The following is a 12,369-nucleotide window of genomic DNA, read 5'->3' as shown; positions in this document are numbered from 1 at the left end:
CGCGATGGACACCCAGCTGCCGGTCAGTCGCGGGCCCCTTCGTAAGCCGAAGCGGTGACTTGTCAGCGACCCCTACGAAGCGAGGCTGTCGACCGTCGGGACGACGGTGCCGAACAGGTCGGTGATGGTGGTCAGGGCCGCGCTCTGGAGCGTGGCGGCCGACAGGACGTTTCCGTCGGGTGCGCTGAGGGCGCGGGTGGCGGTGGCTTCGGCGACGACGGTGGGCCGGTAGCCGAGGTTGAAGGCGCCCTGGGCGGTGAAGGTGACGCACATGTGGGTCATGAACCCTGCGATGACCAGGTCGGGTCCGGCATCGAGGTTGCGCAGGGTCTCCTCCAGCACGGTGTCGTGGAAGGCGTTCGGGAACTGCTTGACCACGACCGGTTCGCCCGCGAGGGGGGCGACCTCGTCACTGATGGAGCCGATCTCGGCGCGGATGTCGTACGGGCTGTCTTCCCCACCGTCATTGACGACGTGGACGACCGGAGCGCCGAGGGTACGGGCCGAGGCGAGGAGGCGGGCTCCGGCGGCCAGGGCCGGTTCGGCGCCGTCGAGTGCCATCACTCCGGCGCGGTAGGTGTTCTGGAAGTCGATCATTATCAGGGTGGAGTCGCCGAGGCGGGGCACGTGGCTGCCGAGGCCGATCACGTCACGCAGGGCGGCGGAGGCGGTCATCACAAGGGAACCCTTCAAGAGCGGGTGAACGACGCGCGACGAAGCCGCGCGGTGGCATGGATCTGCCGGGGGGTCAGGTGGTGGTGCGAAAGCGGCGGCGGTAGGCCGCCGGGGTTGTGCTGATCTGCTTGCGGAAGGCACGGTGCAGGGTCTCCACCGAGCCGAGACCGGTGGTTCCGGCGATGTGTTCGAGCGGCTGGTCGGTGGTCTCCAGCAGTCGGCGCGCGGCTTCGACGCGTGCGGCCTCGACGTAGGCGGCCGGGCTGGTGCCGGTCTCCTGGCGGAAGACACGAGCGAAGTGGCGCTCGCTCAGGCACATCCGGCCCGCGAGCGCGGCCGCCGACAGGTCGGCGTCGAGGTGTTCGGCGATGAACAGGCGTAGTTCGTCGATGTCACGCCTACCGGCGGCGGGGCGGCTCAGCGGCACGCTGAACTGGCTCTGTCCGCCTTGCCGCTTGAGGTACATCACCAGGTGACGGGCGACTGCCAGAGCCAGGTCCTCGCCGTGGTCCTCGGCCACCAGGGCCAGTGCGAGGTCCATGCAGGCGCTGATGCCTGCCCCCGTCCACACCCGCCCGGAGCGCACGAAGATCGGGTCGGCGTCCACGGTGACCCGTGGGTGGTCGGCGGCGAGCTGTGCCGCCGTCGACCAGTGGGTGGTCGCCGTCCTGCCGTCCAGCAGTCCGGCCGCCGCCAGCAGGTGCGCGCCGACGCACACCGATGCCACTCGCCGGGCGTACGGGGCGGTGGCCTTGATCCAGTCGACGACCTCCTGGTCGATGCGGGCCACCGGGCCTTCCGGGTGCATGTCCACCGCACCGGGTACCAGCAGCGTGTCCACCGTCGCGCCGACTTCGGCGAAGGATGTGTCCGCGAGCAACCGCACCCCGGCCGAGGTGCGGACCGGCCCCTGTTCGGGGCCCGCCAAACGCACCGAGTAGCCCGCCCTGCCCGCTGATTCCCGGTTGGCCAAGGCGAAGACTTCCGCCGGGCCGGTGACGTCGAGGAGATCGACATCGGGGAAGACAGCGATGACTACGCGGTGGGTGAGGGGCATGCGTCCATCTTCACCACGGCCCGCCCATGTCGGCAATGACGGGATTCTGGCAGATCCGGACACCACGGAAAGGGTGTCGCGACCGGGGGCGGGGGTGGGAGACGGCATGTCGCCGTCCCCCACCCCGGTACGGGGATCCCGGTCTCAGTCCGTCGCCATTTCCGCGCGTACCTCCTCCGCGGTCGTGTCCCGCAGCTCACCGTCCAGGCGCAGCCACCGCGTCACGGCGAGGGACTCCAGAAAGCGGATGTCGTGGCTGGCCACGATCAGCGCGCCCTCGTAGGACGCGAGGGCCGTGGTCAGCTGACGAACGGACGCCATGTCCAGGTTGTTCGTCGGCTCGTCCAGCATCAGGAGTTGCGGGGCGGGTTCCGCGAGCATCAGGGCGGCCAGGGTGGCCCGGAAGCGTTCACCGCCGGACAGGGTCGCCCCTCGTTGGTCGGCCCGGGCTCCCTTGAACAGGAAGCGGGCCAGGCGGGCTCTGATCCTGTTGCCGGTCGCCTCGGGGGCGAACCGCGCCACGTTCTCGGCGACCGTCAGCTCGTCGTCGAGCACGTCGAGTCGCTGGGGCAGGAACCTCAGCGGCACATGGACCGTCGCAGACCCGGAGACGGCGTCCAGCTCTCCGGCGATCGTGCGCAGGAACGTCGTCTTGCCCGCACCGTTACGGCCGACGAGCGCGATCCGCTCGGGGCCGCGCAGCTCGAACTCCCCCTGCACCCGGGCGCCGTACCTGAGGTGGAGATCGCTCAGCGTGAACACCGAGCGCCCTGGTGGCACTGCCGTGTACGGGAGATCGACGCGGATCTCGTCGTCGTCGCGCACGGCCTCCACGGCCTCGTCGAGCCGTTCCCTCGCCTCGGCGAGCTTGCCCTCGTGCATGATGCGGTGTTTGCCGGCGGAGACCTGGGCCTGCCGCTTGCGCTCCCCCATGACGATTTTGGGTTCGCGTTTGGTGTCCCACATCTTCTGTCCGTACCGCTTGCGGCGGGCCAGTTTGACCTGGGCATCGGCCAGTTCGCGCTTCTGCTTCCGCAGATCGGACTCGGCGACCCGTACCAGGCGCTCGGCCGTCTCCTGCTCGGCGGCGAGCGCCTCCTCGTACGCGGAGAAGTTGCCTCCGTACCAGGTGACCTCACCTGCCCGCAGGTCGGCGATCTGGTCGACGCGGTCGAGGAGTTCACGGTCGTGGCTGACCACGACCATGACGCCGGTCCACGCCTCGACGGCCGCGTACAGGCGTCGGCGCGCCTGCAGATCGAGGTTGTTGGTGGGTTCGTCGAGAAGGAGGACGTCCGGTCGGCGCAGCAGCAGCGCGGCCAGGCGCAGGAGGACCGACTCCCCGCCGGAGACCTCGCCGATGGTGCGGTCCAGGCCGATGTGGCCCAGTCCCAGTCCGGCGAGCGTCGCCGTGGCGCGTTCCTCGACGTCCCAGTCGTCGCCGACTGTCGTGAAGTGCTCCTCGCGGACATCACCCGCCTCGATGGCGTGCAGGGCAGAGCGCGTGTCGGTGATGCCGAGGACGTCCTCGACGCGGAGGGCGGTGTCGAGGGTGATGTTCTGTGGCAGGTAACCGATCTCGCCGGCCACGCGCACCGTGCCCTCGGTCGGTGTGAGCTCTCCGGCGATCAGTTTGACCAGAGTGGACTTTCCCGACCCGTTGAGACCGATGAGTCCGGACCTGCCGGGCCCGAAAGCGACCTGAAGGTCTTCGAAGACGGTGGTGCCGTCCGGCCAGACGTAGGAGAGCGACGTGCAGAGGATGGAAGCGGGGGAAACAGACATGCGGGCCTCACGTGGTGGCTGGAGGGTGGCCAGGGCAACGTGTCGGGACACCACAGGGCGACCGTGGTCGGCGCGGGCAGACAAAGAATCCCCGTGCCGGGGAGAGGACGGCTCAACGCGTCGAGGTCGCACACGGAACGCCGGCAGCGGCGACGCTATGGCGAAGCGTGGCTGCGAGGCGCGGTGTCTCAGGACCTCAGACGAGCAACGTCCTACTCCGATCGACGGCAACAGGGGCGTTGTGCAACGTAGAGGAGCGCTGGTGACGGCGTCAACGCAATTTACGGGCCCCCACGGGGTGGGGCCGCGTTTTCGGGTCGCCGTCCTTAGCGGAGCGCGTTCCCCAGCAGGTCGGCGCCGAGGCGGCCGACCAGTTCGATGTCGAGCTCGTGGAGGACGTAACGTCCTTCGCGCCGAGTGCGGGTGAGACCGGCCTTCTTCAGGACACCGAGATGCCGGGACACCTCCGGCGCGGTGAGGCCGTTGGCGTCCGCCAGTTCCGTGGTCGAGTGCGGCCCGCGGGCGAGAGTCCGGCACAGGCGCAGCCGAAGGGGGTGGGCCACGGCTTCCAGACGCTGCTGGACCGTCGCCAAGGACAAGGCCGACGGCAGCTCGGGGACGGCGAGGGGGTACTGGAGGACCGGACGGTCGCCGTGGGCATCCCGGACAACGAGGTGCGGCCAGCCGAAGGCCGTGGGAAGGAAGACGATTCCGGTGCCGGAGGCCGTCACCCGGCCGTCCTGCAGCTTGTCGACCACGAGGCAGTCGCGCGCGGTGTCCAGGGTGATGGCGGGGAAGCCTCGGCGACGGCCTGGCCCAGGCCTCGGTGTTTGAGCAGTTCGTTCTTGTGGCGGGCGTCGGCAGCCAGGCGTACGCGCACGCGCTGCCAGATCTCGCCGAAGAATGCCTGCTCACAGTCCTCCAGGAGCCGGCGGAGCCAGGCCCGTACCTGCTGCGGGTCCTCCAGCAGCCGGTCGGCGAACGCCGCCTGCCGGAGCCCGCGCGCGGCGGCGAGTTCCCGGGCCCGTCGGCGGTCCTCCGTACGGTGCACGGGGGACGGCGTGGGGTGGGCGAACGAGGTGGCGCAGGAGATCTCCACCGCGGCGACGACGAACGCGTCGTCGTCCAACCGGTCCCATGCGTCCAGCTCCCTGCGGATGAGGCTGTCGGCCGGCCTCACCACTGTCATACGGTCCTGGGAAGGGTACGCGCGGCCCGTGGGCTGATTTCGAACACCAGAACCACGGGCGCGGTCCGGCACCTGCCCGTACGGCCGCTCCATAACTGGCAGCCGAAAACCGGCCCGAGGATGCTTGAGGTGTCGTACGGCTCGTACGGCACTTCAAGAGCGGGAGCAGGCACGTGAGGGCACCGAGCTCGGGGCGCACCGGCGTGAAGCGCTGGTGCCTGCGCCACGTGCGGCTGCTGCCCACGCTCCTGCTGGTCGGGGGCGCCCTCCTCGATTACCACACCGCCCCGCATTTCAGCGCCGAGGCCTTCTACTCGGCCGCTCCGATGGCGGCCGCCGCGCTGCTGTCGTTGCGCGCGACGATCCTGACGGGTATCGCCGCGTGCGCCGCCGACGCCGCGCTGCTGACGCACTTCGGCTTCATCGGCGGTTCGGGCGGGCGGAGCGAGCTGGCGGCCGTGGCGACCGTCTCGGCCCTCGCCATCGTCGTCAACCGGCTCATGTACGTCAGCGATGTGCGGTTGCAGTCCGCGCGGACCATCGCTCTCACCGTGCAGCGCGCCGTGCTGCCGCAGCCTCCGGCCTCGATCGGTCCCCTGCGGATCGCCGTGCGCTACCAGTCGGCCGTGAAGGACGCACAGATCGGTGGTGACCTCTACGGCGTGCAGGACACGCCGTACGGTGTGCGCTGCCTGGTCGGTGACGTCCGGGGCAAGGGCATGGGGGCGGTCAAGGCGGTGGACGTGGCGCTGGGGGTGTTCCGGGAGGCCGCCGAGGAGGAGCCCACACTTGTCGAGGTCGGCGCCAGGCTGGAGCGGGGGATACTGCGGGAGGCACGGAGGAGGGCGGGGCTCGAGCTGACCGAGGGGTTCGTCACCGGCGTGCTGGCCGAGATCCCGCACTCCGGCGATGAACTGCGGCTGGTCAACCGTGGCCATCCCGCGCCTCTGCTCCTCCACGGTGGCCGGGTGCGCAGCGCGGAGCCCTCCGAGCCGGCCCTCCCCTTGGGGCTGGCGGAGCTGGGCCCCGGCGAGGGCCGGACCGACACGGTGCCGTTCCCTCCGGGGACGACTCTCCTGTTGTACACGGACGGCCTCACCGAAGCGCGGGACCGGACGGGGGCCTTCTACGACCCCGTCGCCGGGCTCGCCGGGCGTGTCTTCGCCGGGCCGGAGGCGCTGCTCGACGCCGTCCTCACGGACGTGAGCCGTCACACCGGTGGGTGCGTCTCCGACGACATGGCACTCCTCGCTGTCACCCACGGGCGGGACGGTGACTTCAAGAACCCGTGAGATCCTCCCGTCCTTCGGGACGGCGTTCATGATCGTTCTACTCTGCCGAGTTCAGCGCAGCTCCTGCGGCCGACCCGGCTCTTTCGCGGCCCTTGCCGAGGAAGGGCCCCAGGACGGCTGTCCGTCCTGGGGCCCTCCTGCTGCTCCACAGTCCGCATACGGTGCGTGCGTTCTCGACCGCGGCCCGGTCTACAGGCGTCCGTCTCCCGTCACACTCGCCGACATCGCCGGGGGTCGGGGCAAGGAGGCCGAGGCGCTCTGCGCGTCGGTGGCATTCGCGTCATCGCGACGAGGTGCCGTCGCCATGAGTGTCCTGGGACGCCGGATGAGCACCAGAGCGACGATGCCACCGAGCAGCCCCAAGGCGCCCGAGACCAGGAAGGTCTGCTGCAGTCCGGCGGCGAAGGCCTCGTGCACCAGGTGACCGGCCACCGCCCGCTGCTGCGGGGAGCCCGCGTGGGCGACCACGGCTTCCGCCTGGCCTCCCGCCAGCGCGTCGGCCGTCGCGGCCGGGTCGGCCACGGAGTCCGGTCCGTGGTCCCGGAGCGAGCCGGTCAGCCCGGCGTGGAAGACCACACCCAGGACGGCGATGCCCAGGGCGTTCCCCAACTGACGTGCGGTGTTCACGGCACCGCTGGCCATTCCACCGCGCTCGGGCCCGACGGACGCCAAGGCCGCGGACGCCAGCATGGGAGTGGCGAGCCCGACGCCGATACCCGTCACCGCGAGGCCGGGGACCAGGACGGTCCAGCTCGAATCCGCGTCGATCATTGCCTGGAGGAACGCGCCCCCACCGATCAGCAGCAGTCCCAGGCCGATCATCCAGCGCGCCGAGGCACCGTGCAGGAAGCGCCCGGACAACGACGCGACGAGGAACGCGGCCGCGCTCATGGGCAGACAGGTGAGCCCGGCCGCCACCGGCCCCATGCCGCGTACGGACTGGAGCCACAGCGAGGTGTAGGCCAGGTAGGAGAACGCGGCCACGGACAACAGCACCGCGGCGATCATGAGCCCCGAGAACGACCCCTGACGGAAGAGCGTGAGGTCCAGCAGGGGCTGCCGCCGACGCGTCTCGATCACGAGGAAGGCGAGCAGCGCCACCGCCGCGAGGCCGAAGAGTCCCAGCGTGGTGGCCGAGGTCCAGCCGTGCTCGCTGCCCTTGATCAGCGCGTAGGTGGCGGATCCGGCCGCGAGGGTGAAGGTCGCCATGCCGGGCAGATCCACGCCCCGCGATCCCCGGGTGGGTGTCACGGTGACGAACCGCAGGGTCATCGCGATGGCGAGCACGCTGATGGGCAGGTTCACGAAGAAGATCCAGCGCCAGTCCAGGTGCTGGGTCAGCAGGCCGCCCAGGACCGGTCCGGCGGCGGAGGCCGCGCCGCTGACCGCCCCCCAGGCGCCGAACGCCACCCCGCGGTCCCTGCCGTGATAGATGCTGCCGATCAGCGCCGTCGTGGTCGCCAGCATCGCCGCCCCGCCTATTCCCTGCACGGCGCGGAAGGCGATCAGGGCCTGCGGCCCGGTCGCCAGCCCGCAGGCCAGCGAGGCGAGCGCGAACAGCGCCAGGCCGCCCACGTACACGTGCCGGTGGCCGATCCTGTCGGCGAGAGAGCCGACGCCCAGGAGCAGCGCGGCGAGCGCCAAGGCGTAGACGTCCATCACCCACTGCAGGTCCGCGAAGGAGGTGTGCAGGCTCTCGGCCATGTCGGGCAGCGCCACCACGACGATCGTGACGTCCACGAGCAGCATGAACGTCCCCAGGCACACCGCTACGAGCGGCAGCCACTTACGCATCCGAACCTCCAGAGGTGTTTCCCGATCAGGGCCGGGTGTGCTGGGCGGTGACCTCATAGGTCCGGCCCGGATCGCCGCACACCCGACAACGGGTAGAACCTCGCACGTCCACCAGTTTTCTGGAATCCAGCGCCCCTGGATGACGGAAGTCGGTGATTGTCGGCCGTGAAATGATGGGAACCATGGATACCCCTGGATTCGATCTCTTCGATCGCCGGCTCGCGCAGGCCCTGATGATCGACGGCCGGGCGGCGTTCAGCCGTCTCGCGACCGTCCTGGAGACCACGGATCAGACAGTGATCCGCCGCTACCGCCGGCTCCATGGGGCAGGACTGCTCCGCGTGCTCGGCCTGCCCGTCGGCAGCCGCGTCGGACTGTTCGAATCCAGGCTGCGCATCCGGTGCGTCCCCGGGGCCGCCCTGGCCATCGCCGAGGCGCTCGCCCGCCGCCCCGACACCGGCTGGGTGAAGATCTACTCCGGTGGCACCGAGGTCGGCTGCCTGGTCAGCTCACGTACCCGGGAGGACCACGAGACCTTGCTCCTCCAGAAGCTGCCCCGTACCCAGCAGGTCACAGGTGTCTCGGCCCACAACATGCTCCACCGGTACACCAGCAGTCCGGGCCACTGGCTGGGTCCGGCCGAGCTGAGCGACGAGCAGATCAGGGCGCTGCAGCCCCCCGCGGTGAGCCACGAGGACACCGTGCGTCTCGACGACTCGGACCACGCGATGCTGTCCGTACTGGCGCGGGACGGCAGGGCGGGCTACCCCGAGCTCGCGAAGGCGACCGGCCGTTCGGAGTCCACGGTCCGCCGCCGTCTGGAGTATCTGCGCGGTCACGGTGCCCTCTCCTTCGACGTGGAAATACTCCCCGTCCACCTGGGCTACCAGACGGAGGCCGCCCTCGCCCTGACCGTCCCTCCCAGCGATCTGGCCGAGGTGGGCCGTGCGCTGGCCGATCACCCCCAAGTCCCGTTCGTGGCGGCGACGACCGGTACCACCAACCTCGCCGCCACGGTGCTCTGCAGGGATCAGCACGCCTTGTACACGTACATGACGGAAGGGATCGGGACGCTCACGTCAGTTCACCAACTGGAGGTCGTGCCGGTGCTCCGCCACGTCAAACGGGCCGGCTTGCTCAGCGACGGCAACCGACTGTCCGACCCACCGCGCTGACTCACCGAGCGGGCGTGGCGTCACGAGCCGTACGCCACTCGGAGGCGAGCACCGACCAGATCTCGGTGTCCTGCCGTACGCCTCGGTAGAGGTCGTTCTCGCGCTGGACTCCTTCGAGGCTCATGCCGAGCCGCTTGGCCACGTTGATGCTCGGTGTGTTCTCGGGGGACACCAGCCACTCCACACGGTGGATGCCGCGTTCCTGCACCGCCCAGTCGATGAGCAGGCGTAGGGCACGGGTGACGAGACCGCGTCCGGCAGCGGCGGGTTCCAGCCAGCAACCGGCCTCGCAGTTGCCCGCGGCCGCGTCGAAGACCCTGAGGAGGACACCGCCGACGAGGAGGCCGTCCAGCCAAATGCCGTACAGCCGGCCGGCGTCGGCGGCGGCCTTGTCGGCGTAGACCTGGAGCCAGTTCCGCGCGGAGTCGAGGTCGGCCGCCACGTCGGGGAGCCCGACGTACCGGCCGATGTAGTCACGGCCGCGGTCCATGTGGGCGAGGAACTCCTCGGCCTGCCACGGCTCCAGAGGCCGCAGCTCAGCTCCGTCCCCCAGGGATATCGCGAACATTCTCATCCTCCACAGTGTCCGAACACGCTTCCTGGATCCTCGCACGCCGGTCGATCCCGGACGTGCCCGCGCATCCCCGGCACCGATCGACGGGTCAGTTCTCCACCGTCTGGACCTGCGGCGGGTGGCCGTTCCAGGTGACGAAGACCGACGTCGTCCTCGTACCGGCCACGAAGTCCACCCGGATCCAGGCACTTTGCTTCCATACCCGCATCTGCCACCCCTCGTCCGGTGTCGCCGAGACGAGCGTGGCCGAGCTGTCGCCGAGATCGAAGACCGCCCGTCCGCCCCGGACGGGATAGCTCTTCACCTCGGTGGCACCTGACGTGGGCGGTGCATCGGGCCTTCGCGCGGACTCGCGTGCGGGAGTGGGAGTGACCGGTGTCGCGGACGGTGCCGTGGGGTCCGGGCGTGCGGGAGACACCGACGGTTCGGGGGTGCGGGTGGAAGACGCCGAACCGCCTGTGGTCGGCGCCGCGGTGCCGGAGATCGGCAGCGCGCGCGGCGGCTCGTAGGCCGTGCCCGCCAGCACGGTGCGTACCCCGTACCAGGACACGGCCATGGCGGCCGCGGTCGCCAGCGCCCACAGCAGGACCTGCATGATTCCTCGCCTCACCTGGCTCATGGTGCCTCACCCGTATGGCGTACGGTGCGGCCCATGGCAAGACTGCTCGTAGTCGAGGACGATCCGTTCGTGCGCTCCGCCCTCATCCGGCAGCTGACCGAGGCTTCGCACACCGTGCGCAGCGTCGGGACCGCTCTGGAGGCGTTGCGCGAAGTGGCACAGGTCGGTTTCGACCTGGTCATCCTCGACCTGGGACTGCCGGATCTCGACGGGGCGCAGGTCTTGAAGATGCTGCGCGGTATCACCGATGTGCCGGTCATCGTGGCCACCGCACGGGACGACGAGGCGGAGATCATCCGGCTGCTCACCGACGGCGCCGACGACTACTTGGTCAAGCCGTTCTCCGTGGCGCACCTGACCGCGCGCATGGCCGCCGTGCTGCGCCGGGCGGGCCGGGGTGGTGCGACGGTCGAGGCGGTGCCGTCCGGAGCGCTGCGGGTCGGTGGCCTGTCGGTCGACCCGTTACGTCGGCTGGCCGAACTGGACGGTGAGGTGCTGGACTTGACCCGGCGTGAGTTCGACCTGCTCGCCTATCTGGCCGGCCGCCCGGGGGTGGTCGTACCGCGCAAGGAGCTCCTCGCCGAGGTCTGGCAGCAGTCCTACGGCGACGATCAGACCATCGATGTGCACTTGTCGTGGTTGCGCCGGAAGCTGGGCGAGACGGCCGCCAGGCCGCGTTATCTGCACACGGTCCGTGGGGTAGGGGTGAAGTTGGAGCCTCCGGAGGGGCCGTTCTCGGTGTCTGTGGAGGCCCCCTTGGAGCAGGCGTGAGATGGGCGCTCGTCAGGGTTTCGCTGGCTGTCACGGTGATGGTGGTGCTGGCCTTCGCCGTTCCGCTCGGGCTGGTGGTCAAGGAGCTGGCCCGGGACCGTGCCTTCGCCGACGCCGAACGGCAGGCGGCCCAGATTCGCCCGGCCCTCGCCATCACCACCGACCGCGAGCAGTTGGAGCGGGCGGTCGCCAGCTCGCAGGCCGGTGGGGACGGGCGGCTGGCCGTCCACGTACCGGGCCATGACGGCACGCGGCAGGGGGCGGGTACCGATTCGCGCGATGGGCGCGGCCCGCACGAGGCATACGACATCGGTCGGCGCCGGGCCGATCCGCGGGATGTGGACACGGCTCGTCGTGGTCGTTCCGCCGTCACCTCCGTGCCCGGCGGTTACGCCCTGCTCCAGCCGACTGCCCTCAGCACCGGCGAGTTCGCGGTGGTGGAGGTGTACGTACCGCATCGCGCGGTCGGCAACGGGGTCACCACGTCCTGGGTGATTCTCGCTGGTGTGGGCCTCGGTCTGATCATCGGTTCCCTCGCCACCGCGGACCGTCTCGGGCTGCGCCTGGTGCGCCCGGCGGAGCGGCTCGCGAAGGCCGCCGCCGAGCTCGGGGAGGGGAAGCTGGGCGTGCGCGTCCGCGAGGGCGGCCCGCCGGAACTGCGTGCCGCGGCCGTCGCGTTCAACTCGATGGCCGACAAGATCGTGCAGTTGCTCTCCCATGAGCGGGAGCTCGCCGCCGACCTCTCGCACCGGCTGCGTACCCCGCTCACCGTTCTTCGCCTCAACGCGGCGTCGCTCGGCGAAGGCCCCGCCGCGGAGCAGACGCGCGCCGCAGTGGCGCAGTTGGAACGGGAGGTCGACCAGCTGATCTGCGCCGCCCGTGAACAAGGCGAACGCAAGGAGCGGCCCGCGCTCGGCTGTGATGCCTGCGAAGTGATCCGTGACCGGATGGATTTCTGGTCCGCGCTCGCCGAGGACGAGGGGCGTGCGGTGCGGCTCGCGGGTGTCGACGCGACCGTGCGGGTCCCCGTCGCCCGTCCCGAACTCGTCGCCGCGCTGGACGCGATGCTCGGCAATGTCTTCCGGCACACGCCCGAGGGCACCGCCTTCGCGGTGGATGTGCATCACAGTGAGGACGCGGTGATCGTGCTCGTCTCCGACGCGGGCCCCGGCATCGCGGACCCGGACGCTGCGCTGCGTCGCGGCCATGGCGACGGCGGGCCCGGCTCCACCGGCCTCGGCCTGGACATCGTGCGCCGGGTCGCGGAGTCCACAGGTGGTGACGTACGGATCGGGCGGTCGGTGCTGGGCGGCACGGAGGTGCGCGTGTGGCTGTCGCTGGGCGGCGCGGGCAAGCCGCGACGTCGCGAACGGCGGCGCCGGATACGGTCCCGGCGCCCTGGCCCGGACGCCGGCCGTAAGTAGCGGGAGGATCACGT

At 70.5% G+C, this 12,369-nt stretch carries 11 protein-coding genes and 1 pseudogene; 4 read left to right on the top strand and 8 right to left on the bottom strand.

The genetic code is table 11. The annotated features are described in order from the left end of the window. Window positions 1-72: 72 nt before the first annotated feature. The 5 genes and pseudogenes from AB8O64_RS35185 to AB8O64_RS35165 all read right to left on the bottom strand — a co-directional run. Window positions 73-675 carry an isochorismatase family protein gene (locus AB8O64_RS35185; protein ID WP_370423721.1) on the bottom strand — a complete coding sequence of 201 codons (603 nt, stop codon included), beginning with the start codon at window positions 673-675 and terminating at the stop codon, window positions 73-75. Between the two features lie 73 nt (window positions 676-748). Then, window positions 749-1,732, bottom strand: coding sequence for a GlxA family transcriptional regulator (locus AB8O64_RS35180; protein ID WP_370423720.1), 984 nt, complete (start codon window positions 1,730-1,732; stop codon window positions 749-751). A gap of 144 nt (window positions 1,733-1,876) precedes the next feature. Further along, window positions 1,877-3,517, bottom strand: a complete 1,641-nt coding sequence (locus AB8O64_RS35175; protein ID WP_370423719.1) for an ABC-F family ATP-binding cassette domain-containing protein — start codon at window positions 3,515-3,517, stop codon at window positions 1,877-1,879. Between the two features lie 326 nt (window positions 3,518-3,843). Continuing rightward, window positions 3,844-4,080, bottom strand: a complete 237-nt coding sequence (locus AB8O64_RS35170) for an ArsR/SmtB family transcription factor (RefSeq protein ID WP_370424062.1) — start codon at window positions 4,078-4,080, stop codon at window positions 3,844-3,846. A gap of 111 nt (window positions 4,081-4,191) precedes the next feature. Then, a pseudogene (locus AB8O64_RS35165) lies at window positions 4,192-4,706 on the bottom strand (DUF5937 family protein); the annotation flags it as partial. A 173-nt stretch (window positions 4,707-4,879) separates the two neighbouring features. Here AB8O64_RS35165 and AB8O64_RS35160 point away from each other — a divergent pair. Continuing rightward, complete coding sequence (locus AB8O64_RS35160) at window positions 4,880-5,998, top strand: PP2C family protein-serine/threonine phosphatase (RefSeq protein ID WP_370423718.1); 1,119 nt, start codon at window positions 4,880-4,882, stop codon at window positions 5,996-5,998. A 189-nt stretch (window positions 5,999-6,187) separates the two neighbouring features. Here the strand turns inward: AB8O64_RS35160 and AB8O64_RS35155 are convergent, their stop codons facing one another. Further along, the gene (locus AB8O64_RS35155) at window positions 6,188-7,792 is read right to left on the bottom strand and encodes an MFS transporter (RefSeq protein ID WP_370423717.1); all 1,605 of its coding nucleotides are present in this window, start codon (window positions 7,790-7,792) and stop codon (window positions 6,188-6,190) included. Window positions 7,793-7,974: 182 nt separating this feature from the next. Here AB8O64_RS35155 and AB8O64_RS35150 point away from each other — a divergent pair, with 182 nt between their 5' ends. Beyond that, complete coding sequence (locus AB8O64_RS35150; RefSeq protein WP_242626325.1) at window positions 7,975-8,967, top strand: AsnC family transcriptional regulator; 993 nt, start codon at window positions 7,975-7,977, stop codon at window positions 8,965-8,967. Between the two features lies 1 nt (window position 8,968). Here the strand turns inward: AB8O64_RS35150 and AB8O64_RS35145 are convergent, their stop codons facing one another. Both AB8O64_RS35145 and AB8O64_RS35140 read right to left on the bottom strand, forming a co-directional pair. Beyond that, window positions 8,969-9,535, bottom strand: coding sequence for a GNAT family N-acetyltransferase (locus AB8O64_RS35145; protein WP_370423716.1), 567 nt, complete (start codon window positions 9,533-9,535; stop codon window positions 8,969-8,971). Window positions 9,536-9,629: 94 nt separating this feature from the next. Beyond that, window positions 9,630-10,160, bottom strand: a complete 531-nt coding sequence (locus AB8O64_RS35140) for a hypothetical protein (RefSeq protein WP_370423715.1) — start codon at window positions 10,158-10,160, stop codon at window positions 9,630-9,632. 33 nt (window positions 10,161-10,193) lie between these two features. Between AB8O64_RS35140 and AB8O64_RS35135 the strand changes: the two genes are divergently transcribed. Both AB8O64_RS35135 and AB8O64_RS35130 read left to right on the top strand, forming a co-directional pair. Next, window positions 10,194-10,931 carry a response regulator transcription factor gene (locus AB8O64_RS35135; RefSeq protein WP_370423714.1) on the top strand — a complete coding sequence of 246 codons (738 nt, stop codon included), beginning with the start codon at window positions 10,194-10,196 and terminating at the stop codon, window positions 10,929-10,931. After that, a complete protein-coding gene (locus tag AB8O64_RS35130) occupies window positions 10,928-12,355 on the top strand; it encodes a sensor histidine kinase (RefSeq protein WP_370423713.1) in 1,428 nt (475 codons plus the stop codon). Before AB8O64_RS35135 ends, AB8O64_RS35130 begins: the two co-directional genes overlap by 4 nt. Window positions 12,356-12,369: the final 14 nt, after the last annotated feature.

The organism is Streptomyces sp. QH1-20 (assembly GCF_041283565.1).
Taxonomy (GTDB): domain Bacteria; phylum Actinomycetota; class Actinomycetes; order Streptomycetales; family Streptomycetaceae; genus Streptomyces; species Streptomyces syringius.
Note: the sequence above shows the minus strand (reverse complement) of the source record. Positions and strands in the feature narration are given on the sequence as shown.

Excerpts from the sequence above, each read along its gene's own strand:
- AB8O64_RS35185 (WP_370423721.1), bottom strand. The coding sequence starts at position 675 with ATGACCGCCTCCGCCGCCCTGCGTGACGTGATCGGCCTCGGCAGCCAC.
- AB8O64_RS35180 (WP_370423720.1), bottom strand. The coding sequence starts at position 1,732 with ATGCCCCTCACCCACCGCGTAGTCATCGCTGTCTTCCCCGATGTCGAT.
- AB8O64_RS35175 (WP_370423719.1), bottom strand. The coding sequence starts at position 3,517 with ATGTCTGTTTCCCCCGCTTCCATCCTCTGCACGTCGCTCTCCTACGTC.
- AB8O64_RS35155 (WP_370423717.1), bottom strand. The coding sequence starts at position 7,792 with ATGCGTAAGTGGCTGCCGCTCGTAGCGGTGTGCCTGGGGACGTTCATG.
- AB8O64_RS35150 (WP_242626325.1), top strand. The coding sequence starts at position 7,975 with ATGGATACCCCTGGATTCGATCTCTTCGATCGCCGGCTCGCGCAGGCC.
- AB8O64_RS35145 (WP_370423716.1), bottom strand. The coding sequence starts at position 9,535 with ATGTTCGCGATATCCCTGGGGGACGGAGCTGAGCTGCGGCCTCTGGAG.
- AB8O64_RS35140 (WP_370423715.1), bottom strand. The coding sequence starts at position 10,160 with ATGAGCCAGGTGAGGCGAGGAATCATGCAGGTCCTGCTGTGGGCGCTG.
- AB8O64_RS35135 (WP_370423714.1), top strand. The coding sequence starts at position 10,194 with ATGGCAAGACTGCTCGTAGTCGAGGACGATCCGTTCGTGCGCTCCGCC.